The following is a 23,060-nucleotide window of genomic DNA, read 5'->3' as shown; positions in this document are numbered from 1 at the left end:
TAGCAGCCGCACGCTCAAGCCTCAAGCCAGCAGCGGATTCGCCCGGCTTTGTCTTGCAGCTTGCCGCTTGAAGCTTGAGGCTTATGTATGACCGACTTCCTTGCCCTGGCCCAGCCAGGGGTGCAGAAATTGTCGCCCTATGTACCGGGCAAGCCGGTAGATGAGTTGGCCCGCGAGCTGGATCTGGATCCGGCCACCATCGTCAAGCTGGCCAGCAACGAAAATCCGCTGGGCCCCAGCCCGAAAGCCTTGCAGGCGATTCGTGACGAGCTGGCCGAGCTGACCCGTTACCCCGATGGCAATGGGTTCGCCCTGAAAAGCCTGCTGGCCGTGCGCTGCGGCGTTCAGCCCAGCCAGGTCACCCTGGGTAACGGCTCCAACGATATTCTCGAGCTGGTGGCGCGTGCCTATCTGGCGCCCGGCCTGAATGCGGTGTTCAGCGAGCATGCCTTCGCCGTCTATCCGATCGCCACTCAGGCGGTCGGTGCGCAAGGCAAGGTGGTGCCCGCCAAAGACCATGGTCACGATCTGGAGGCCATGCTGGCCGCCATCGACGCCAATACCCGGGTGGTGTTCATCGCCAATCCGAACAACCCGACCGGTACCTGGTTCGGTCCGCAGGCGTTGAGCTATTTCCTCGACCGTGTGCCGGAAGATGTACTGGTGGTGCTCGACGAAGCCTACATCGAGTACGCCGAAGGCTTTGATCTGCCGGATGGTCTCGACTATCTGGCCAGGCACGAGAATCTGCTGGTTTCGCGCACCTTCTCCAAGGCCTATGGTCTGGCGGCGTTGCGCGTCGGTTATGCCATCAGTTCGGCGCAGATTGCCGGTGTGCTCAATCGTGTGCGTCAGCCCTTCAACGTCAACAGTCTGGCCTTGGCCGCTGCCTGTGCGGCGTTTGATGATGCCGAGTACCTGGCGCAAAGTCGTCGGTGCAACGATGCCGGCATGGCGCAGCTGGAAGCGGGTTTCCGCGCGCTGGGGCTGGGCTGGATCCCGTCCAAGGGCAACTTTATTGCCGTCGATCTCGCTCGCGAGTCCATGCCGCTTTATCAGGCGCTGTTGCGCGAAGGCGTGATCGTGCGGCCGGTGGCCAATTACGGCATGCCGACCTACCTGCGTGTCTCCATCGGTTTGCCCGAAGAGAATGGCCGTTTCCTCGAAGCGCTGGCCAAGGTGCTGGGCGCGTGAGCGAATCGAAGACCGCCGTAACCAAAGTGCAATCCAGCCAGCCTATGATCGGCCGCCTGGTGGTGGTCGGTCTCGGCCTGATCGGTGGCTCGTTCGCCAAGGGTTTGCGTGAGCGCGGCCTGTGCCGGGAAGTGGTGGGGGTCGATCTCGATCCGCAGTCGTGTCGCCTGGCCGTCGAGCTGGGGGTGGTCGACCGCTGCGAAGAGCAGTTGGCCGCCGCCTGTCAGGGCGCCGAGATGATCCAGTTGGCGGTACCGATCCTGGCTATGGAAAAACTGCTGCTGGAGCTGGCCAAGCTCGATCTGGGCGATGCCGTGCTCACCGATGTCGGCAGCGCCAAAGGCAATGTGGTGCGCGCCGCGCGTCTGGCCTTCGGCGATATGCCAGCGCGCTTCGTGCCGGGTCACCCGATTGCCGGTTCCGAGCAAAGTGGCGTGGAGGCCGCCAATGCCGAGCTGTTCCGTCGACATAAGGTGATTTTGACGCCACTGGAGCAAACCGATCCGCAGGCGCTGCAGTTGGTCGACCGGCTCTGGCGCGAGTTGGGTGCTGACGTCGAACATATGCAGGTCGAGCACCATGATCAGGTGCTCGCCGCAACCAGCCATTTGCCGCATCTGTTGGCCTTTGGTCTGGTCGATTCGCTGGCCAAGCGCAGCGAGAATCTGGAAATCTTCCGTTACGCCGCTGGCGGCTTTCGCGACTTCACGCGGATTGCCGGCAGTGACCCGGTGATGTGGCACGACATCTTTCTCGCCAATCGCGAGGCCGTGCTGCATACCCTGGATCTTTTTCGCGGCGACCTCGACGCCTTGCGCGATGCGGTCGATGCTGGGGATGGGCATCAATTGCTGGGCGTGTTTACCCGCGCTCGTGTGGCCCGCGAACATTTCAGCAAAATTCTAGCCCGACGGGCCTATGTGGACGCTATGCACTCGAATGATCTGATTTTTCTGGCTAACCCCGGTGGCAAACTGTCTGGGCGAATTCGCGTTCCGGGCGACAAGTCCATTTCGCACCGCTCGATCATGCTCGGTTCGCTGGCCGAGGGCACCACCGAAGTCGAAGGCTTCCTCGAGGGCGAAGATGCCCTGGCAACCCTGCAGGCCTTCCGCGATATGGGGGTGGTGATCGAAGGCCCGCACCATGGCCGGGTGACCATTCATGGCGTTGGTCTGCATGGTTTGCAGGCGCCACCCGGGCCGCTCTATCTGGGCAATTCGGGCACTTCCATGCGCCTGCTCTCCGGCTTGCTGGCCGGGCAGTCGTTCGACAGTACCCTGACTGGCGATGCCTCGTTGTCCAAGCGGCCGATGAACCGGGTGGCCCGGCCGCTGCGTGAGATGGGCGCGGTGATCGAGACCGGTCCCGAAGGGCGGCCGCCTTTGACCATTCGCGGCGGCCAGCGCCTGAGCGGCATGCACTACGAAATGCCGGTGGCCAGCGCCCAGGTCAAATCCTGCCTGTTGTTGGCCGGTCTGTATGCGGTAGGGCAGACCTCGGTCACCGAGCCGGCACCGACCCGCGACCATACCGAGCGGATGTTGCGTGGCTTCGGCTATCCGGTGGCAGTCGACGGCCGTACGGCCAGCGTCGAGTCTGGCCACAAGTTGACGGCGAGCCGTATCGAAGTGCCGGCGGATATTTCCTCGGCCGCCTTCTTCCTGGTGGCCGGTAGTATTGCCGAAGACTCCGAGCTGCTGCTCGAACATGTCGGTATCAACCCGACCCGTACCGGGGTGATCGACATCCTCAAATTGATGGGTGGCGATATCAGCCTGGAAAATCAGCGTGAAGTCGGTGGCGAGCCGGTGGCGGACATTCGCGTACGTAGCGCCAAGCTGCATGGCATCGATATTCCCGAGCATCTGGTGCCGCTGGCCATCGACGAATTCCCCGTGCTGTTTGTGGCGGCTGCGTGTGCCGAAGGGCGCACCGTGCTGCGCGGTGCCGAGGAGCTGCGGGTCAAGGAATCCGACCGTATCCAGGTCATGGCCGATGGCCTGCTGGCACTGGGGGTCAAGGTCGAGCCGACGCCTGACGGCATTATTATCGATGGGGTCGCCACTGGCGGCGGCAGCATGGGCGGTGGTGAGGTCTGGAGTCATGGTGACCACCGTATCGCCATGGCCTTCAGTGTGGCATCGCTGCGCGCTACTGCACCGATCCATATTCATGATTGTGCCAACGTTGCGACCTCGTTCCCGAACTTCCTGGCCCTGGCGGCGCAGGTCGGTCTCCGTGTCGCTGAGGAGGTCAGGTCATGATGGCTCTAGCGCCGATAGTCGCTATCGATGGACCAAGCGGCTCGGGCAAGGGCACGATCGCCGGCTTGTTGGCGCAGAAACTGGGCTGGAATCTGCTGGATTCCGGCGCCCTGTATCGCTTGCTGGCGTTTGCCGCGCGCAATCATGGTGTCGATCTGACCAATGAAGAGGCAATGAAGGTGTTGGCTGCGCATCTGGATGTGCAATTCATTGCCGGAGTAGAGGGGCAGGGGCAACGGATCATTCTTGAAGGCGAGGAGGTCACCGACGCCATCCGCAATGAAGGAATTGGTGCCGGGGCCTCGCAAGTGGCGGCATTGCCCGCCGTGCGCGAGGCCTTGCTGCAGCGTCAGCGGGCATTTCAAGAAATGCCCGGCTTGGTCGCTGATGGTCGCGATATGGGCACCGTGGTGTTTCCCGACGCGCCGTTGAAGATTTTTCTGACCGCCAGTGCCGAAGAGCGTGCCCGGCGACGTTACTTGCAGTTGAAGGCTAAGGGCGATGATGTTAATATCGCGAGTCTTCTTGACGAGATACGGGCGCGTGATGAACGCGATACCCAGCGTGCAGTGGCTCCGCTCAAAGCGGCGGACGATGCAATACTGCTGGATTCCACCGAGCTCTCGATCGAGCAAGTGCTGGAACTAATTCTGCACGAGGTCGCCAACCGCGATCTTGTCGGATGACAAGAGCCTCAGCTGCTTAAGCTGATCAGCTCACCAAGAAGCGTGCGGGAGACCAGTCCTAGTCCCGTGTGCCTTCTTTTATATAAACGTACCCACATTGTCTGGAATGTGGTTTGGGCGGATCCCCTGCCCTAAATCTACAGGAATTAAAATGAGCGAAAGCTTTGCTGAACTATTTGAAGAAAGCCTAAAAACCCTGAATCTTCAGGCTGGCTCAATCATCACCGCTATCATCGTCGATATCGATTACCAAGCTGGTTGGGTAACCGTTCACGCTGGTTTGAAGTCGGAAGGCCTCATCCCGCTGGAGCAGTTCCACAACGACGCTGGCGAGCTGACCATCAAGGTCGGTGACGAAGTTCACGTTGCGCTGGACGCGGTTGAAGATGGCTTTGGTGAAACCAAGCTGTCCCGCGAAAAAGCCAAGCGTGCAGAGTGCTGGATTGTTCTGGAAGCAGCTTTCGCCGCTGAGGAAGTGGTCAAGGGCGTTATCAACGGTAAGGTTAAAGGCGGCTTCACTGTCGACGTTAACGGCATCCGTGCGTTCCTCCCAGGTTCCTTGGTCGATGTCCGTCCGGTGCGTGATACCACTCACCTGGAAGGCAAAGAGCTCGAATTCAAAGTCATCAAGCTGGACCAGAAGCGCAACAACGTTGTCGTTTCCCGCCGCAGCGTGCTGGAAGCCGAGAACAGCGCCGAGCGCGAAGCTCTGCTGGAATCCCTGCAGGAAGGTCAGCAAGTCAAGGGTATCGTTAAAAACCTCACGGATTACGGCGCATTCGTCGATCTGGGTGGTGTCGATGGCCTGTTGCACATCACCGACATGGCCTGGAAGCGTATCAAGCACCCGTCCGAGATCGTCAACGTTGGTGACGAGATCGATGTCAAGGTACTGAAGTACGATCGCGAGCGTAACCGTGTTTCCCTGGGCCTGAAGCAACTGGGCGAAGACCCATGGGTTGCTATCAAGGCTCGTTACCCAGAAGGCACCCGCGTCAATGCACGCGTAACCAACCTGACCGACTACGGCTGCTTCGCAGAGCTGGAAGAAGGCGTGGAAGGCCTGGTGCACGTATCCGAAATGGATTGGACCAACAAGAACATCCACCCGTCCAAAGTCGTACAGGTTGGCGACGAAGTGGAAGTTCAGGTTCTGGATATCGACGAAGAGCGTCGTCGTATCTCCCTGGGTATCAAGCAGTGCAAAACTAACCCGTGGGAAGATTTCTCCGGTCAGTTCAACAAGGGCGACAAGATCTCCGGCACCATCAAGTCGATCACCGATTTCGGTATCTTCATTGGTCTGGATGGCGGCATCGACGGCCTCGTTCACCTGTCCGACATCTCCTGGAACGAAGTAGGCGAAGAAGCTGTACGCCGCTTCAAGAAGGGCGACGAGCTGGAAACCGTTATCCTCTCGGTTGATCCGGAGCGTGAGCGCATTTCCCTCGGCATCAAGCAGCTGGAAGAAGATCCGTTCTCCGACTACGTTGCTGTTAACGATAAAGGCACCATCGTGCGCGGTATCGTTAAAGAAGTTGACGCCAAGGGCGCCATCATCACCCTGGCCGATGGCATCGAAGCCACACTGAAAGCCTCCGAAATCAGCCGTGACCGCGTTGAAGATGCGCGCAACGTGCTGAAAGAAGGCGAAGAAGTAGAAGCCAAGATCATCAGCGTTGATCGCAAGAGCCGTGTAATCAGCTTGTCGGTCAAGTCGAAAGACGTTGAAGACGAGAAAGAAGCTATCAAGGAAATGCGCAAGCAGGAAGTTGATGCTTCAGGTCCGACCACCATTGGTGATCTGCTCCGTGCACAAATGGAAAAGCAGAACTAAGTTCAGCTAATCCAAAAAAAGGGCGACTTCGGTCGCCCTTTTTTGTGTGCGCCCAATATGGACGCAATCTTGCGGATGAAAGTCTCGCCGTTAAGCTGGCCACAGCGAACGAAGTGAAGCGCAACTGCATGAGGGCGACCGAGTGTGGGGAGCCAGCGTGAATCGAAGCCGTGAGCTGATGAACAGGAACTGGATTCAAGGCGAGGCGGACCAGGGCGAGCGGGCAGGTAACCGCGAAGCTCTTGTGGTCAAAGGACAGCAACGTAAATCTGGCGGTTGTGCGGTGAAGGATTGTGTTTCTTGCCTGGAGATATCTCGCATTGTGTCTGAAGGGGCGAAGGCGCCAGCCGGAGCGAGAAGTCAGCAGAGGCCGCAGTAGTCTTTTTTGACGAAGGGCTGAGCCAGAGAACGCGTGATAGGCCATGTTGGTGTGAGAACCCGTCAGTTTGATTTCCGTCAACGCAGGGCGGATGGAGATTGGGCGCGGTGAGGCCGTGAGAGGTCCCATCAGCGCCGAGGTCAATCGCCCGCAAAATGAATCCGACAACTCAGAGCAAAGGCTGCTGGAGCAGACCTTGGTAAGAGAAAATCTGAAACGGGCATGAAAACGGGCCAAGGCCAGCAAAGGTGCGGCGGGAGTCGACGGTCTTGATATTGACCAGCGGCCGAATACCTGCTTTCGCAATGGATTGAGATCCGCGAACAGCTTTTATCAGGTGTCTACCGGCCCAGTCCGGTACGACGAGTGGTGATCCCCAGCCTGACGGGGGTGAACGCGGGCTAGGTATCCCGATGGTCACCGACCGTTTGATCCAACAAGCGTTGCTGCAAGTCTTGCGGCCGTTACTCGATCCGATCTTCAGTGAGCACAGCTACGGTTTTTGCCTCAGGCGTTGTGCGCAGGCCCCGTTTTGGCTGCCCAGCGCTACGTGCCCTCGGCTCGGAAAGTGGTAGTGGATGTTGGTCTGGAAAAACTCTTCGACCGGCTCGACCACGATATTTTTATTGATCGTTTATGCAAATGGATTGGGCGCCGTAAGGCGATCCGCTGTCGCCACTATTGGCGAACGTGTTGCGGGATGAAGTGGGTGGCGAGCTTGAACGCCGAGGTCATTGCTTTGTGCGCTATACCGACGATGCGAGCGTTTACGTGCGCAGCCAGAAGGCTGGTCAGCGGGTAATGGCTTTGCTGAGGCGCCTGTATGAAAAACTGCGCTTGAGTGTCAGCGGAATCAGAAGGTGGTGGTCGACGCCTTGATCGGGCAGATATCAGTCAGCAGGCGGAAATACAGCACATATGCGAAAGCGGTGCAGGTGAAGTCAAGCCCGGCCAGGAACAGCCACTCCTGAAGTCCGCCTCAGCGCGTTGGTGGTTGTACGATCAAGGCGCCAGCGAACAGTGGCAGGAGGAACAGTGGGCCGCAGAGGCTGCTGAACGCGGTGAGGCGATTGTCCGGGCCGCTCTGTTGGCCAATCTAGCGGCGGGTGAGAAAGTCGGCGAAACCGTAACAGGTGGTGGCAATCAGGCAGGCCGCGGCGCCGAGCAGCAGTTGCGGATCAACTTCGACCGGACCGGTACGGGTCAGCACGGCGACGCCAAACAACCCCGGTGCAGAGGGGCTGCTTGACCCGGTGGTCGTCCGTTTCGATGCTTCAGCGGCGGGCAGGGTTCATTCCCTGCATTACGGGAAGTCCGTGGTTGCGTATTTCGGCCCATCGTGACCGCCCGTTTCGGTACATCATGACCGACCATTTCGCTAACGTGTGACCGCTCATTTCGCTAACAACGTGACCGATTTTCCGCCTGTTCCGAAACAGCCGGTCACGCCCTTACCGAAATGGCCGGTCACGTTGTTAGCGAAATACCCTCCACTCCGTTGCGCATGACCTGACCCGCCGCCACCCTGCGTCCCATTTCGGGGAATCGAAGGATGGCGGCGCAGCGAGTAGCCATGCGTAATATCAAAGAATGCCTGCGCCTCAAGTTCGAGGCCGACCTATCTCACGAGAAAATCGCCCGCGCCTTGCAACTGTCCAAGGGCGTCGTCAGCAAGTACATCAAGGCGGCGCGCGACACCGGCATCGAGTGGCCCGCGCTGGCGTTACTGGATGAGGCGGCGCTTGGCGCCGCCCTGATTCCGGCCGCCAAAGTCGTGCACACACGCGGCGACCGCGTGTTGCCCGACGTGATCACTCTGCACCGCGAACTACGTCGTAAAGGCGTGACGCTACAACTGCTGTGGGAGGAATACACCGCCGCTCATCCCGACCAACCGACCTACCGCTACACTCAGTTCGTCGAGCATTACCGCATCTACGCCCGTACGCTCAAGCGCTCGATGCGCCAGCAGCACCGCGCCGGCGAGAAGCTGTTCATCGACTACGCCGGGCCGACGTTGCCGGTGATCGACGCCGGCACCGGCGAGATCAGCCAGGCGCATATCTTCGTCGCGGCCCTCGGTGCCTCGAACTACACCTACGCGTGCGCCACGCCGGGCGAGACCCAAGTGGACTGGCTGACGGCGTTGAGCCAGGCCCTCAGCTACTTTGGTGGCGTCCCCGAAATGATCGTGCCGGACAACCCGCGCGCCCTGATCTCCCGGCCTGACCGTTATGAGCCGGGCCTGAATCGCGCCGCACTGGAATGTGCCCAGCATTACGGCGCCATCATGCTCCCAGCGCGACCGCGCAAGCCTCAGGACAAAGCCAAGGCAGAGGTGGCCGTGCAAGTGGTCGAGCGCTGGATCATGGCGCGGTTGCGGCATCAGCAGTTCTTCAGTCTGCATGCGCTCAATCAGGCCATCGCCGTCTTGCTGGAGGACTTGAACCGACGTCCGTTCAAAAAACTCGACGGATGCCGACGGGACTGGTTCGAGCAACTCGACCAGCCAGCGCTCAGGCCGTTGCCGGCGCACCCGTATGAGGTCGTGACCTTCAAGCGCTGCAAGGTCAACATCGATTACCACATCGAGGTGAATGGCGGCTTTTACAGCGTGCCCTCGGCCTTGGCCCGGCAAAGCGTCGACGCCCGAGTGAGCGCCCATACCGTCGAAATCCTGCATGGCCACCGCCGGGTCGCCAGCCACCTGTTGCTCTCGCGGCGCGGCGCCTACAGCACCCAGAGCGAACACATGCCGGCCTCGCACAAGGCCCATCGCGACTGGACACCTCAGCGCCTGCTCGACTGGGGCGAGCGGATCGGCCCGCACGTGCGGCAGATCGTCGAACATCAACTGACCCACAAACCCCATCCGGAGATGGGTTACCGCTCCTGCCTGGGCCTGCTCTCGCTGGCTCGCCACTATGGCAACGAGCGCCTGGAGGCGGCAGCCAGCCGCGCCGTACAACTGCGCGCCCTCAACAGCCGCACCGTACGCAACCTGCTCAAACAAGGGCTCGACCAGCAACCGCTGCCCAAGGCCTCCGCCGTCGCTCAACCCGCCTGCCACGAGAACGTGCGCGGTGCCGACTATTACACCCAAAAGGAGCTGTTCAATGATGACGCAACACACGCTTAATCAGTTGCACCACCTGCGCCTCAGCGGCATGGCCAAGGCGCTGGAAGAGCAATGGACACTGCCTGCCTGCCACAGCTTGAGCTTCGATGAGCGGCTCGGCCTGCTGCTCGACCGCGAACTGGCCTGGCGCGACAACAAACGCCTGGAGCGACTGCGCAAACAAGCCAAGCTCAAATACAGCGGTGCCTGCCTGGAAGACCTCGACCGCCGCCAGGGCAGAGGCCTGGACGAACGCCAGCTCGCGACCCTGGCCAGCGGTGACTGGATCCGCCAACAGCACAACCTGTTGCTGACCGGCCCAACCGGCGTCGGCAAAACCTGGCTCGCCTGCGCCCTGGGCAACCAGGCCTGCCGCCAAGGCTACAGCACGCTATACCTGCGCACGCCGCGCCTGCTGGAACAATTGCGGATCGCCCACGGCGACGGCAGCTTCGGCCGCACGCTACAACAACTGGCCAAAGTCGACGTGCTGATCCTGGACGACTGGGCCCTGGCACCGCTGGAAGAAAACGCCCGGCACGACCTGCTGGAAGTGATCGACGACCGCGCCGGCTCGCGGTCGACGGTACTGACCAGCCAACTGCCGGTCGATCACTGGCACGGCTGGATCAACGATCCGACAGTGGCCGACGCCTTACTTGATCGGCTGGTGCACAGCGCGTATCGAATTGTGATGAAGGGCGAGTCGTTGCGACGTAAAAAGACGGAAGAAGAAGCGGCATCGTGACCGATGCGGTTAGAATTTAGACCCCGCGCAATCGGGTGGAGAAACCGGTCACGTTGTTAGCGAAATGACCGGTCACGATGAGCGAAATACGCACCGTGGTCCGGCTGTTCGATCTGAGGGGATGGCCCAGCGTGCAATTTTTGTGGCGAGGATGGCGCCAGCCGCAATGACTGATAGTAAAACATAGCGCAAAAAATGACCAGGTTCGGCTTTTCCACAGTAGTCCAGGGTTAAGTCTGACCGGCCACGAGGTGTCTTCAGCCGGAGGTCGGGGAATGCAATCGCCCTTAAAGCGACTCATATCCCGGGATAGGTTGATGAAGAAGATCCTGAACTGTTGGCTATCCAGTTTCTGAAGTCTGGCTAGAGCCTGGCAGGAAATCTTCAGCGCGAGGCATTCGCCGGTCGTAGCGCCACTGAACAACCGGGGGCGCATCGCCAGCATCGCAGCAAAACCGACACTTGCCCCTCGCGGCCGGCCGCGGTGTCCTGATAAATCGTCAAGTGCCCTTGAGAGCGACATAGAAACAATCGGCGCGTTCTCCTTGGTGATGCAAACATCTTGCCCTTCGGCAAGTTGAGCGGCTCACTCTCCCGCCAGTACCTGCGCGACGAAATTGTCCGAGAGGGCGCCGAATGCGGACATTTTCCGGAACGCCTTGGCAGGAGCATATCGCTGAGCTGAGTCAGGTCGAGAGTTTGCATGGCATTGCACCTGCTGTTCCTGCCCACAGGAATAGCACTCAGGTCATCAATTGGCGACGTTGTCGCCGTCATGCGCATATGGACCATAACCGGGCTCAGACCCTGTGTTGTGCCCGCATGCATGCTGGCAGTGTCGGCCTCGGGCGCGACAAGCCGCCCTGAATTCAGGCGGTCTGATCATTGCTGACGAGATGGCTCGGGGCGCTCCTTGTCGGTGCGCAGCACGACTGCTCAGTCAAAAATCATGAATTAGGTAGTATTGAGCGGTGAGTAGCGCATACGTATTGTTAATGGTGTCGATAAACTTTTCGTGTGCATGGTTTGAAAGAATGAGCGTAACTAAGAGATAGGCGCAGAGGTGCAAATGGGGCAGAGTCGAACCATTTCATTAAAAAATCTAACCCTGCCTTTCAATAGATATCTTCGATAGTTCTCTGGATTTGGTGCGGACCTGCTGCGGTACGTGGCCTTGTGCAATCACTGATTTCCCTTAGTTCTGCACTACAGAGTAAATCCCTGTGCAGGCCATGCAAGATGAGTATTCAACCCATTCGTATCTATACGATAAGTGTCCATGCCAGCGCTGGAGATGAGGTAGGTGGTAAATAGGTTGCGTGGGTCACACCTATTCATAATGTTTGAGCGCATAATCGCACCCGATTGAAGCTAGGCCAGGGCGAGTAACGCTCGCCCCATACACCTGATTTATCCTGTGCTGTTATTTGGGGTGTATTGGAGCGCAGTTTGTATAAAAGAAATATCCATTGGCCAGCATGCATCGCTGGTCAGCTAATGATTGCGCATTGTATTTATCTGCAATCAAAACATTTAATGGGCCATACCAATGAATGCAAGTAACAAAACCTCCGGTCGACCGTTATGGGTTGCCATGTTACTGCTGAGTGCATATGCGGCAGGATGTCATGCCGATGAAACTGGCGCGGCGCCCACTGCACGTTCAACGTACCCTGACGGCACTGTCACCGCGCTTCCAATTAACCACAAGATCACCGCTACTTTCAGCGAGGCGATGGACGCTTCAACAATCAACGGGTTCAGCTTCACGGTGACAGCCCCAGGAGAGGCTGCGGTAATAGGTACTGTGAATCTTGATAACGCAAGCAACACTGCGGTTTTCAAGCCGAGTAGTAATTTTGGATCCAGCACCGTGTACACCGCCACGCTGACCACTGATGCGAAAAACACATCAGGTATGCCACTGGCAAATGCCCACGCCTGGACCTTTACCAGCGCCGCGGCCATAGACACGCACGCGCCCACTGTAAGTTCCACAAACCCGGCCAGCACTATCAAAGACTTTGCGCTCAACGCAAGCATCAGCGCTGAGTTTAGTGAGGCGCTGGATCCCGTCACCGTCAACAACACCAGCTTTACGCTGACCGATGGCACAACACCGGTTGCAGGCGCTGTGATCTACGGCGGTTCAACAGTAACTTTCAAGCCGACTAGCAATCTTGCAGCCAACACCGTCTATACGGCCACGCTGAAAACCGCTGTTACCGACCTCGCGGTTCCTGCAAATGCACTGGCCAACGACTATGTCTGGACCTTTACCACAGGCACAGCCGTTGCCGCTGGCCCCGCCGCAGTGGACCTGAGAACCGCTGGGGATTTTGTCATTCTGTCAAAGACAGGCATTACCAATGTCCCGGCCTCTAACATCACCGGCAACATAGGCGCTAGCCCAATTACGGCTGCAGCGATGGGGAATGTTACCTGTGCAGAAATAACCGGCACGATCTACGGCGCTGATGCTGCCTATACAGGCAGCGGTGATGTCACCTGTTTTGTCGGCGCAGCATCTGACAATGCACAAGTAGCCAACGCGGTACTTGACTTGGGAACCGCTTACGCAGATGCCGCTGGCAGAACAGTGCCTGACCATACTGAATTGCATGCCGGCGATATCAGTGGCAAGACACTCTATCCAGGCCTTTACAAATGGAGTTCCAATGTTTTGATCTCCACTGATGTCACCCTCTCGGGTGGTCCGAATGATGTCTGGATTTTCCAGATAGCGGGTGATCTTACCCAGGCTAACAGCAGCAGTATCGTCTTGGCGGGTGGTGCACAGGCCAAGAACATCTACTGGCAGGTCGGTGGCGGTACCAGCGTAGCCCTCGGAACGAATGCGCACTTCGAAGGCGTCATACTCGCTGCAAAAGGTATTACCATCAAAACCGGTACAACGGTTAATGGCCGACTGTTAGCGCATACCGCGGTTACCTTACAGCAGAATGTGGTTGCAGAACCTGCTCCGTAAGATACGCAATATATAGTGTGAAAGCCGTTACAAGAAAGGACCCGATTGGGTCCTTTCTTGTAAGAGGGGAAATAAAGGCTTTGTACCCTTGGTAATCCCCCCCTTGAACTCATAGAATAAGTACAACGCTTGAAACGATAGGCAGAGGGCCAGTTACCGGTTGACTCCAGGCTCTTTCACCAAAAGATTCCGCATTACCGGAAGCAGGCCAAGGTTCAATGTTACCAGATCGAGGCGGCTCTCTTTGACGCCCCCAATCTATCTATCGTTTTGATAAATCAGCTGAGGCGACAACTAACCTGGCATCGGGTGTAGGTGGCTGACATTCCTACCGCACTTCTTGTAATAAATGGCCAGGCCTTGATCTATGCGATAACACTCCGTAGCAAGAATCAAGGCCTGTTCCAGCTACATTACATCAGTATTTGAGACTCGCTATGAGTGACAATTGATTTGACGAGTATTCACTATCATTCCACTTGTAGTCGTATTGCCCTTTGACTGTCCAAGAGTTGTTATCGCAATTGCAGGACAGGAATGTAATACCCGCGCCGACATTGTACAGATCCCGATCCTGCTCTATCCCTTCCACGTTAAACACTGCGCCACCACCCGTGAACACTGCGCTCTGCTCCGTGGTTGTATCGCTGAAATCATGCAACCACTTGACATGAGCCTCAGGGGAATAGGTGCGAGCACCGGATTGAATGATGCGTTCGATCTTCACGCCCAAGCCTGATTGAGTAAGGTTGTAATCTTGGTCATCCACACGATGATTCACGTCACCAGCACCGCGCTCGGTATAACTGTCGACTTTGATAAGCGATGTCTGCAATGACGCGAACGGTGTAACAGTGACCGCGTGGTCAAAGTAAAAATGTTTGCCTGCCGAGACGAGCGCGGTGTACTGCTGGCCATCGTAGTCAGATTTCGCGACGCGATTCACGCCTGGGAATATGATTTGGCGTTTCCCTTCATATTGGTCTATCCCGGCTGTCAAAGCACCCTGTACATACCAAGGGCCTGGCGTGTAGTTGAGATAACCCGTCAGTTGGTAAGAATCTATTGTTGTCTCACTAGAGGAACCGTTCCCGTCAATTGTGCTATTTGCATAACCAGCGCTTACACCAATGCGGGTGTCGGCGCTCACCGGCCGGTCATAGCCCAGCACCAGGCCATAGGTCTTAGTGTCGTAGCCGTTACTATCATTCACCTCATTTTGATTGCCTAAACTACCAAAACTCTTAACCCACGAGTTGTTCTGTTGCTCGTCACCTTCACACTTACGCACTTCTTGGGGCTTATTGGGCTCACAGTTGGCGTCACAACAAATGTCCTGGATCTCGTCCACCCGACTCAGCAACATGTCTTCCATAAGACGCGTCGCCTGCCCTGCAACCCAAGGTGCTGCCAGATTAGTGCTGCTGGGGGCCAGCTGAGCCAGGGCATTCTTGACGGCGGGTGCATTGGGAAGAGCAAGGACTGCGGCCTGAGTGACAAGCAAAGCGGAACCTGCTGGAGCCGGCGCACCCAGCAATGCCCCTGCTGTTGTGTCGGCAGCAGGCGAGCCCAAGCGGACCGACTCAACCGTTATGAGTACGTCGCCAGTGGTCGTAGGCACGCTGGAAAAGGTGTACAGCGGGTTGGTGTTGAGGACAGTCACGTTCGCCCCGTTGGTGCCGGAGAGACCGCCAACAATCCTGAACGTCGTGCCGGGGGTCAATACTCCAGATACGGTTGGGATCACCGTAATGCCGGCGGCATTAATATTCGAGGAGCCGGACGGCTGGATATTACCGTACACGGTATTACCGGCAAGCGTGGTCGCAATCGTGCCGTTGGCGTTAGTGGTCAAGGCCCCGGTAATGTTCAAGGTGTTCGCGCCGAGGCTGAAGCCTTGAGCTTGCACCGCACCGGTAATGGACGCATTACCGCCCGATACAATGATTTGCTTCAGCCCACTTGCACCACCAATGGCGCCGTTTACATTACTGCCGCTATTCAGCGTCAAGGTACCGGTATTTGCGGTATTGGTCGTAATGGCACCAGTCAGCAAGTGGCCGGCACCGAGATTAAGGAAACCATCACCGACAAACACAGGGGCTGAGATAACGTCACCATTGAAGTTTATGGTCCCGGTCTCACTAATCTGGGTTGTAGTTGCATGAACATCGCCATTGAAGGTTACCTCTTTACCAGTAGCGCCGGCACTGATATTGAGGAACAGCACCCCCGGTTGACCAGTAGAGCCGGTTACGGTCGAGTCGCCAAGGAACAGGAGGTCACCCGTTTGGTGGGCATCAGTGGTAAAAGCACCGCCAAGATCGTTATTAGTATTGATATTCTGGCCGTCGGTAATGGTCAATGTGGCACCACCCGTTGTATCTACACCATTCAGCTCACCTTCCGCTCCGACTACGCCTAGAGGCGCGACAGTCTGGCGAGCCAAACTAATTGGTGCCCAAGCCACAATGGCAGCTGCCACCGCTAGAGAAATTAAGCTGATTTTCATATTATGGCCTATAAATGCAGATGTCATAATTGACATTGCAGCTTAGGCTTAAAAAATATAATGAGCAAATAATAGAAGTGGCGATCAATATTTAAATTTACCGTTCATCGGCACATTGCCATAAAAACGAATTCAAATAACCCTGCGGTTGCAAAAGTTGAATGCGACACAATGTCACCAGCGGCAGGGTGATCTTAAGTAAGTGCTATTTTTCAGTATTTTCGAGTGCTCAAGAATACAGGGCAGATTGCAGAACCTGCTTCGTAATAGATGCACTGTATATAGCGTTAAACACAATTAATAAAATAAAGCCCGCCTTGTTAGGCCAAAGAAGAACGATGATTTGCCTATGGCTCTAAGGAAGGCCTGAAGTAGCCTCAATTTCCGGATTGGTTTACTCAACGACTCGAAAAGATATCGCCTCAATCGAAAATCAGATCATATTCCACCTGCAAATACATAGTTTTACCCTTGAGAGGCGCTTCGCAGGGTTAATTCTCCGCCTTACGGGCGCACCTCTCCTGCAATCATTAACTGTTTGCGCGCCATCCACAGGTTCGATAGCGCAAACAGCGTGACCTGTTGGGCGGTATTTTTCACCAAGCCGCGAAAGCGCCGCTTGGTGTATTCGATCTTGCGTTTAACTCGGCCAATCAGGCTTTTCTTGCCGTGCTTCTTGTACGAGTTGGGACGGGCGGAAATCGACCCAATCATTATCCGGCCTTCATGTTCGGGCCGCTTGTGGACACTGGTGTAACCGGCATCACCGGCCGTGTGAGTTTCCTCACCATGCAGTAATCGGTCGACCTGAGTCACCACAGCCACATTGGCGGCGGTACCCAGCACGCTGTGCTCCAGGCTCGAATCGGCATCCATACCAATGTGCGCTTTCATGCCGAAATAGTAGTGGTTGCCTTTCTTGGTCTGATGCATCTCAGAGTCGCGCTTGCCTTCCTTATTCTTGGTCGAACTGGGTGCATGGATGATCGAGGCATCGACGATGGTGCCGTGGTGCAGCAGTAAGCCGCGGTCGCCGAGGTCATCATTAATGACGCTCAGAATCCCGGCGGCAAGGTCGTGTTTCTCCAGTAGACGGCGGAAGTTGAGGATGGTGGTTTCATCCGGGATGCGCTTCAGGCTCAGCCCGGCAAAGTGGCGCAAAATCGTAGCCTCGTAGAGCGACTCTTCCATCGCCGAATCGCTGTAGCCGAACCCGTTCTGCATCAGGCGCACACGCAAGATCGCCATCAGCGGGTAGGGCGGCCGTCCACCTTCACCCTTCGTCTCATGCGCTTCAATCAACGTAATCAAGCCTTCCCACGGCACCACCTGATCCATCTCGATCAGATAGCGTTCACGACGGCTTTGCTTACGCTTACCAGCGTACTCAGCATCGGCGAAGGAGATCTGCTTCATTGGTTTACTCGAAAACACGGATGGTCGTATTCCACTAGATTCGGGAAGTCTTTTTTCAGAGTTTCCCTAACTTCTTGGGCTGAGTCATCGCTGCAAGTTCGACGTGCCAGAAGATTGCAAATAAGGCGAGGGTAAGTCTGTTCGCTAGCACACATAGACTTGAGGTTGCCCGCAGCTTGGGGCTGGGCGGTGATAGCGGTCGGCTTGCTGCGATGCGGCGTCCTTGCGATCAGTGGGGAGCGGGATCGCAGGATCGCCAGGCAGAAGCCGATATCGATAATGTTCCCGACATTTTCCCTAACTGCTTCCCGTTCATGGCGGGTCGCTTATTGCTTACTGCATGACCCGCATCCATGTGGGTCACAAGCAGGCCGCTACGGGAGGCGCTGGGACGGGGGGAGGGCGCGCCGAGTCTGCTCGGCGGCTGTTTGCGTTTAGCGGTTGAAGCGTTCGACCAGCGAGTACTGCCCTTGCGCGGTGGCGGTGAGTGCTTGGCTGAGCACGGCGGAGCTTTGCGCTTCGCTGGCGGTTTGGTCGGACAGTTGGGCGATGTTGGTGATGTTGCGGTTGATTTCGTCGGCGACCGAGCTTTGTTCTTCGGCTGCGGCGGCGATCTGGTTGGCCATGTCGGCGATATTGGCGACCGCGTCGCTGATCCCGGCCAGGGCCTGGTCGGCCTGTTGCACACGTTCGACGCCGTCGTCGGCTTGCTTGCGGCCGATTTCCATGGTCATCACCGCTTCTTCGGCGGTGCGCTGCAGCTTGGCGATCAGCTGGTGTATTTGCCCGGTGGATTCGGTGGTGCGTTGTGCCAGCGAGCGGACTTCGTCGGCTACCACGGCAAAGCCTCGACCCATTTCACCGGCGCGGGCGGCTTCGATGGCGGCGTTGAGGGCGAGCAGGTTGGTCTGGTCGGCGATGCCTTTGATCACATCGACCACGCCGCCGATTTCGTTGCTGTCCTTGGCCAGGCGGGTGACGGTTTCGCCGGTATCACCGACCGACTGCGAGAGGCGCTGAATGGCCGCGCGGGTTTCCGCGGTAATGGCGCGGCCTTCGCTGGTCAGGCGATTGGCTTCCTGGGTGGCGATGGCGGTGCGGGCGACGTTACTGGCGACTTCCAGGGTGGTGGCAGCCATTTGGTTGACCGCAGTGGCGACCTGTTCGGTTTCCTGGCGTTGGCGATCCAGCCCGGCCGAGCTGCTGTGGGCCAGGGTATCGGCCTGTTTGGCCTGTTTGGCCAGGTTCTCGGCGCTGTCCTGCAGGCGCGTCAGGCAGGTTTTCAGGCGTGCTTCCTGACCGAGCAGGGACATCTCCAGGCGGCCCTGGGTGCCGCGGCTGTCGGTGTACATCTGTGCGATCAGCGGGTCGGAAGTGGTTTGGTCGGCCAGTTGCAACAGGCGCTTCAGCCCGCGTTGTTGCCAGTTGAGGCCGATCAGCCCAAGCGGTATCGAGAGCAGGGCGGCGACGGCAAAGCCCCAGCTGGAGTCGAGCCAGGTACCGATCAAAAAGCCGATCTGGCTGATCAGGATAAAGGGCAGCCAGTTTTGCAGGGTCGGTAACCATTGGTCACGGCTGGGCACGGCGGACTTGCCGCTGTTGATGCGCTTGTACAGGGCTTCGGCGCGGTGCACTTGTTCGGCGGTCGGTTTGATCCGCACCGACTCGTAGCCAACCACCTGGTTTTTTTCCAGTACCGGCGTGACGTAGGCATTGACCCAGTAGTGATCACCATTCTTGCTGCGGTTCTTGACGATGCCCATCCAGGGGCGACCCTGCTTCAGGGTGTTCCACATGTGGGCGAACACGGCCGACGGCACATCCGGGTGACGCACAAGGTTGTGTGGTGCACCCATCAACTCGCCGTGGCTGAAGCCACTGATTTCGACGAACGCTTCGTTGCAATAGGTGATCTGGCCTTTGGCATCGGTGGTGGAAATCAAGCGTTGCTGGGCCGAAAAGGTGCGTTCGCGTTGGGTGATGGGCTGATTATTTTTCATGGTGTTCTTCCGTAAGGCGTACGACGGCTATCGGCGTCTATCCGGCAAAGTTGAGCCGTTTGTTTGCGGCGCAGTGTAACCAGTTTCAAGGCGTTGGCGAACACTCAGCTAACCCTTGCTGCTGCCCTGGCTGGGCACCCTGAGACGGGTTGAATTGCCGTTGCTAAACCGTGCAAACCACGCGGCTCATCGCGCCCTCGCTGCAGGGTCGATACCCCGAGGGATTCTCGGTTTGTAGGGGGAGTGCAGCGCTTGTGAGCAGAGCAAAGCAGCCCCGACTTGAGCCGGAGCGGTGCCCTGGTCAGGCCATTGAGTGCAGATCAATTGAGCGCACCCTACGCGGAGAGCTACACGTCAATTGGGCGGCGCTATCGAAACCGCTTCGATTAGGCTAAACGGCAAACAGGGGTGTATTTACCGTAGAGTGCCTGAAGATTGGTTAACGCCTGGGTAAATGCCCCAGGTTGAAAGTTGCGCTATTGCATTGCCTTCGTGGCGGAGTTGCCACCGTTACATTGGCCTCAAGGCTGGCGAGGCGCTTCTGATATTTGTAGAGATTTTTTGCGTTAGTTATTTGTCGCCTTATCTTTGGCACTATAAGTATTTGCGCAGATTAAAATCATGGTCCAGAATTTCAAAGCGCTAGCAGGGCCAAGGCACGGAGTGTTCCCTTTTTTCCGCTTTGGATTTTTGTGCATCTTCTTGCTGCATTGAAGTCGCTGGCTAAGGCCATGTGTATTGTTTTTTTTGGCAAGTTTTTTATTTGACGCCAATTGTTTTGTCTTTACGGGTGCTTGTCTTATTAATAGGTGTCTGTTGAGTATGACGGTGGGTGCGAAGTTTGCCTTTTGTTCAGCCATGTTAGAGGTGTTGTGCGTTCAGGAAGTAATAAGGCTCATGCTTTATTAGTTCATTGGGAAATTTATCTGCCGTGCTTTTGCATTTCGTTCGAGGTGAGTGTTCATCGTCGCGTGCTGTGCGGTTTGTTTAATCTGCGAAAGGAGATTAGCGATGCGCATCAGTATTTTTGGCCTTGGGTATGTGGGTGCCGTCTGTGCGGGATGCCTGTCTGCACGCGGTCATCAGATCGTTGGGGTAGATGTCACGCCGCTTAAAATAGAACTGATCAACCATGGCCAGTCGCCGATTGTCGAGCCAGGCCTGGAAGCGCTTCTACTGAAGGGTGTCAGGAGTGGCAATCTGCGTGGCACCCTCGATGTGCGTGATGCCGTGATGAGTACGGACGTGTCGTTTATCGCGGCACCAACGCCGAGCAAGAAGAACGGTGATCTGGACGTGTCCTATATTGCCCAGGTGTGTGAGCAGATCGCTCGCGTGTTACCGGAAAAGGCAGGCCGCCACACCATCGTGGTACGCAGTACGGTACTGCCGGGTACGGTGACAGGTGTGGTCATTCCGATGCTGGAACAGCATTCGGGGATGCAGGCTGGGGTCGACTTCGGCGTTGCGGTAAATCCGGAGTTCCTCCGTGAAAGCACGGCCATCCAGGATTACGACTTCCCGGCGATGACGGTGATCGGCGAGCTGGATAAGGCATCCGGCGATCTGCTGGAGGCTATTTATAGCGAGCTGGACGCGCCAATCATCCGCCGTAGCATCGAAGTGGCGGAGATGATCAAGTACACCTGCAATGCCTGGCATGCCACCAAGGTCACCTTTGCCAATGAGATCGGTAACATCGCCAAGGGCGTGGGCGTCGATGGTCGAGAGGTGATGGCGGTAGTTTGCCAGGACCACAAGCTCAACCTCTCCAAGTACTACATGCGCCCTGGCTTTGCCTTTGGCGGTTCCTGCTTGCCGAAGGATGTGCGCGCGCTGACCTATCGCGCCAGTCAGCTCGACATCGAACATCCACTGTTGCACTCGATCATGCGCAGCAATCGGATGCAGGTGGAAAGAGCCTTCGACATCATCGCCAGCTATGACAAGCGCCGCATTGGCCTGCTTGGCCTCTCCTTCAAGTCCGGCACCGATGACCTGCGCGAAAGCCCGCTGGTGGAGCTGGCCGAGATGCTTATCGGCAAGGGTTATGACCTGCGCATCTACGACAGCAACGTCGAGTACGCCCGGGTGCATGGCGCCAACAAGGAGTACATCGAAGCGAAGATTCCGCATGTCTCATCGCTGTTATGCGCCGACCTCGCGGATGTGCTGGAGCAGGCAGATGTCATCGTGATTGGCAACAACGACCCGCAGTTCGCCAGCGTTGTCGGCAACCTGCCAGCAGGGAAGAAAATCGTCGATTTGGTGGGTTTTATGCCGCAGACCAGCAACGAGTCGATGGAAGGCATCTGCTGGTAAGCGTTGCGCGCTGGGCATAGGTGAAATCACCCTTCGCCCTCAGCGGTTGAATGGACGTGGAGGGACACAAGCGTATGCATGGGTTCGGACGATTTCTGCGCGAATGCTCAGGCTGGCTTTTCTACTGCTTGGCGCTGATGCTGCTGGCGCTGGCGCTGCCACAAACGGTGTTCGACTCGGAGTCGAAAGACTTCATCCTGCTGCTCGGTGCGGTTGGGATTTGGCGCTACTCCATGGGCGCTATCCATTATGTGCGCGGGCTGATCTTTCTATACCTGGTATTCCCTCACTACCGTAGGCAAGCGCGCAAGTTGGGTGAAGCGGCGCAACCCTCCCATGTCTTTCTGTTGGTGACCAGCTTCCGCATCGACGCCCTGACTACCGCACAGGTCTACCGCTCGGTGCTCGAAGAGGCCATCGGTTGCGGCTATCCAACCACGGTGGTTTGCTCCTTGGTGGAAATGGCCGATGAGCTGCTGATCAAAAGCCTGTGGAGCAAACTCAACCCGCCCGAGCGGGTAAAGCTCGATTTCGTACGCATCGCCGGAACGGGCAAGCGTGATGGACTGGCCTACGGTTTTCGCGCTATTTCCCGGCATCTGCCGGATGACGATGCGGTGGTGGCGGTGGTTGACGGCGATACCGTGCTGACGCCTGGGGTAGTCAAGGCCACGGCGCCATATTTCAAGCTGTTCCCCAGCGTCGGTGGGCTGACCACTAACGAGTTCTGCGAGGTGCGCGGCAGTTACATCATGAGCGAGTGGCACAAGCTGCGCTTTGCCCAGCGCCACATCAGTATGTGTTCGATGGCGTTGTCCAAGCGGGTGTTGACGCTGACCGGGCGCATGTCGGTATTTCGAGCGCGGGTGGTGACCAACCCGGGGTTTATTGCCGATGTTGAAAGTGACGCGCTGGATCACTGGCGGCTGGGGCGTTTCAAGTTTCTCACCGGCGACGACAAGTCCAGTTGGTACAGCCTGATGCGCCTCGGTTACGACACCTTCTACGTGCCGGACGCGGCGATCCACACCGTGGAGCACCCACCGGAGAAAAGCTTCCTCAAGGCCAGTCGCAAGCTGATGTTCCGCTGGTACGGCAATAACCTGCGGCAGAACTCCCGCGCCTTGCACCTTGGCCCTGGGCGCCTGGGCTGGTTTACCTGTGTGGTGCTGTTCGATCAACGCGTATCGATGTGGACCAGCCTGCTCGGGCCCGTGGTGGCGATCCTGGCCAGCATCAAATACAACATCGTGTTTCTGCTGATCTACCTGCTGTGGATCGGGCTCACCCGGCTGCTGCTGACGCTGCTGTTGCTGGCGTCCGGGCACCGGGTAGGACCGGCGTTCCCCTTGATCCTTTATTACAACCAGATCGTCGGCGCGATGGTGAAGGTGTACGTCTTCTTCCGCCTCGATAGGCAGTCCTGGACACGCCAGGACACCAAGCTGGATCGAGGCTTGCAGCGCTATCAGCGTTGGTTCAACAGCTGGTCGTCACGGGCCATGACGTTTTCCGCGGTTAGCGTGTTCCTGGCCGTATTGATGAGTGTCGTTTGATGGATTGGGAACGGGAGAGGCATCGAGACCAGTTCC

At 57.4% G+C, this 23,060-nt stretch carries 11 protein-coding genes and 4 pseudogenes; 10 read left to right on the top strand and 5 right to left on the bottom strand.

The features are described from left to right. Positions 1-87 precede the first annotated feature (87 nt). The 5 genes and pseudogenes from hisC to VCJ09_RS24970 all read left to right on the top strand — a co-directional run. Positions 88-1,194 carry a histidinol-phosphate transaminase gene (gene hisC / locus VCJ09_RS14980; protein WP_324730941.1) on the top strand — a complete coding sequence of 369 codons (1,107 nt, stop codon included), beginning with the start codon at positions 88-90 and terminating at the stop codon, positions 1,192-1,194. Between the two features lie 44 nt (positions 1,195-1,238). After that, on the top strand, positions 1,239-3,461 hold the full coding sequence (locus VCJ09_RS14975; protein WP_324734673.1) for a bifunctional prephenate dehydrogenase/3-phosphoshikimate 1-carboxyvinyltransferase: 2,223 nt from the start codon (positions 1,239-1,241) through the stop codon (positions 3,459-3,461). Next, entirely contained in the window at positions 3,461-4,147 is a 687-nt protein-coding gene (cmk, locus tag VCJ09_RS14970; RefSeq protein ID WP_407692971.1) for a (d)CMP kinase, read from the top strand. Before VCJ09_RS14975 ends, cmk begins: the two co-directional genes overlap by 1 nt. Positions 4,148-4,298: 151 nt before the next feature. Next, positions 4,299-5,984 (top strand): 30S ribosomal protein S1, encoded by a 1,686-nt coding sequence (rpsA, locus tag VCJ09_RS14965; protein ID WP_079202462.1) that lies wholly within the window; start codon positions 4,299-4,301, stop codon positions 5,982-5,984. 470 nt (positions 5,985-6,454) lie between these two features. Further along, a pseudogene (locus VCJ09_RS24970) lies at positions 6,455-7,212 on the top strand (reverse transcriptase domain-containing protein); the annotation flags it as partial. A gap of 7 nt (positions 7,213-7,219) precedes the next feature. Here the strand turns inward: VCJ09_RS24970 and VCJ09_RS14955 are convergent. After that, positions 7,220-7,591: pseudogene (locus tag VCJ09_RS14955) on the bottom strand (EamA family transporter); the annotation flags it as partial. A gap of 324 nt (positions 7,592-7,915) precedes the next feature. On the opposite strand from VCJ09_RS14955, the pseudogene istA reads away from it, so the two are divergent. The 3 genes and pseudogenes from istA to VCJ09_RS14940 form a co-directional block, all read left to right on the top strand. After that, positions 7,916-9,460: pseudogene (gene istA, locus VCJ09_RS14950) on the top strand (IS21 family transposase); the annotation flags it as partial. 19 nt (positions 9,461-9,479) lie between these two features. Then, positions 9,480-10,229 carry an IS21-like element helper ATPase IstB gene (istB, locus tag VCJ09_RS14945; RefSeq protein WP_324730939.1) on the top strand — a complete coding sequence of 250 codons (750 nt, stop codon included), beginning with the start codon at positions 9,480-9,482 and terminating at the stop codon, positions 10,227-10,229. A 1,549-nt stretch (positions 10,230-11,778) separates the two neighbouring features. Further along, positions 11,779-13,218, top strand: a complete 1,440-nt coding sequence (locus VCJ09_RS14940) for an ice-binding family protein (RefSeq protein WP_324730938.1) — start codon at positions 11,779-11,781, stop codon at positions 13,216-13,218. Between the two features lie 418 nt (positions 13,219-13,636). Here the strand turns inward: VCJ09_RS14940 and VCJ09_RS14935 are convergent, their stop codons facing one another. The 4 genes and pseudogenes from VCJ09_RS14935 to VCJ09_RS24850 form a co-directional block, all read right to left on the bottom strand. Then, positions 13,637-15,730: an autotransporter family protein gene (locus VCJ09_RS14935; protein ID WP_324730937.1), complete on the bottom strand. Its 2,094-nt coding sequence runs from the start codon at positions 15,728-15,730 to the stop codon at positions 13,637-13,639. A gap of 504 nt (positions 15,731-16,234) precedes the next feature. Further along, complete coding sequence (locus VCJ09_RS14930; protein ID WP_324730936.1) at positions 16,235-17,146, bottom strand: IS5 family transposase; 912 nt, start codon at positions 17,144-17,146, stop codon at positions 16,235-16,237. A gap of 434 nt (positions 17,147-17,580) precedes the next feature. Beyond that, positions 17,581-18,729: a methyl-accepting chemotaxis protein gene (locus tag VCJ09_RS14925; RefSeq protein ID WP_407693048.1), complete on the bottom strand. Its 1,149-nt coding sequence runs from the start codon at positions 18,727-18,729 to the stop codon at positions 17,581-17,583. Between the two features lie 90 nt (positions 18,730-18,819). Then, positions 18,820-19,146, bottom strand: a pseudogene (locus VCJ09_RS24850) (PAS domain-containing protein); the annotation flags it as partial. A gap of 1,011 nt (positions 19,147-20,157) precedes the next feature. Between VCJ09_RS24850 and VCJ09_RS14920 the strand changes: the two are divergent. Continuing rightward, entirely contained in the window at positions 20,158-21,468 is a 1,311-nt protein-coding gene (locus VCJ09_RS14920; RefSeq protein WP_324730934.1) for a nucleotide sugar dehydrogenase, read from the top strand. 74 nt (positions 21,469-21,542) lie between these two features. Further along, positions 21,543-23,024 (top strand): glycosyltransferase family 2 protein, encoded by a 1,482-nt coding sequence (locus tag VCJ09_RS14915; RefSeq protein WP_324730933.1) that lies wholly within the window; start codon positions 21,543-21,545, stop codon positions 23,022-23,024. The last annotated feature ends 36 nt before the right edge of the window (positions 23,025-23,060 follow it).

It is taken from the genome of Pseudomonas paeninsulae, assembly GCF_035621475.1.
GTDB classification, from domain to species: domain Bacteria; phylum Pseudomonadota; class Gammaproteobacteria; order Pseudomonadales; family Pseudomonadaceae; genus Aquipseudomonas; species Aquipseudomonas paeninsulae.
This window is presented reverse-complemented; position numbering and strand designations above follow the sequence as displayed.

Bases quoted from the DNA above. Each gene is read 5' to 3' on its own strand.
- hisC (WP_324730941.1), top strand. From the start codon at position 88: ATGACCGACTTCCTTGCCCTGGCCCAGCCAGGGGTGCAGAAATTGTCG.
- VCJ09_RS14975 (WP_324734673.1), top strand. From the start codon at position 1,239: ATGATCGGCCGCCTGGTGGTGGTCGGTCTCGGCCTGATCGGTGGCTCG.
- cmk (WP_407692971.1), top strand. From the start codon at position 3,461: ATGGCTCTAGCGCCGATAGTCGCTATCGATGGACCAAGCGGCTCGGGC.
- rpsA (WP_079202462.1), top strand. From the start codon at position 4,299: ATGAGCGAAAGCTTTGCTGAACTATTTGAAGAAAGCCTAAAAACCCTG.
- istB (WP_324730939.1), top strand. From the start codon at position 9,480: ATGATGACGCAACACACGCTTAATCAGTTGCACCACCTGCGCCTCAGC.
- VCJ09_RS14940 (WP_324730938.1), top strand. From the start codon at position 11,779: ATGAATGCAAGTAACAAAACCTCCGGTCGACCGTTATGGGTTGCCATG.
- VCJ09_RS14935 (WP_324730937.1), bottom strand. From the start codon at position 15,730: ATGAAAATCAGCTTAATTTCTCTAGCGGTGGCAGCTGCCATTGTGGCT.
- VCJ09_RS14930 (WP_324730936.1), bottom strand. From the start codon at position 17,146: ATGAAGCAGATCTCCTTCGCCGATGCTGAGTACGCTGGTAAGCGTAAG.
- VCJ09_RS14920 (WP_324730934.1), top strand. From the start codon at position 20,158: ATGCGCATCAGTATTTTTGGCCTTGGGTATGTGGGTGCCGTCTGTGCG.
- VCJ09_RS14915 (WP_324730933.1), top strand. From the start codon at position 21,543: ATGCATGGGTTCGGACGATTTCTGCGCGAATGCTCAGGCTGGCTTTTC.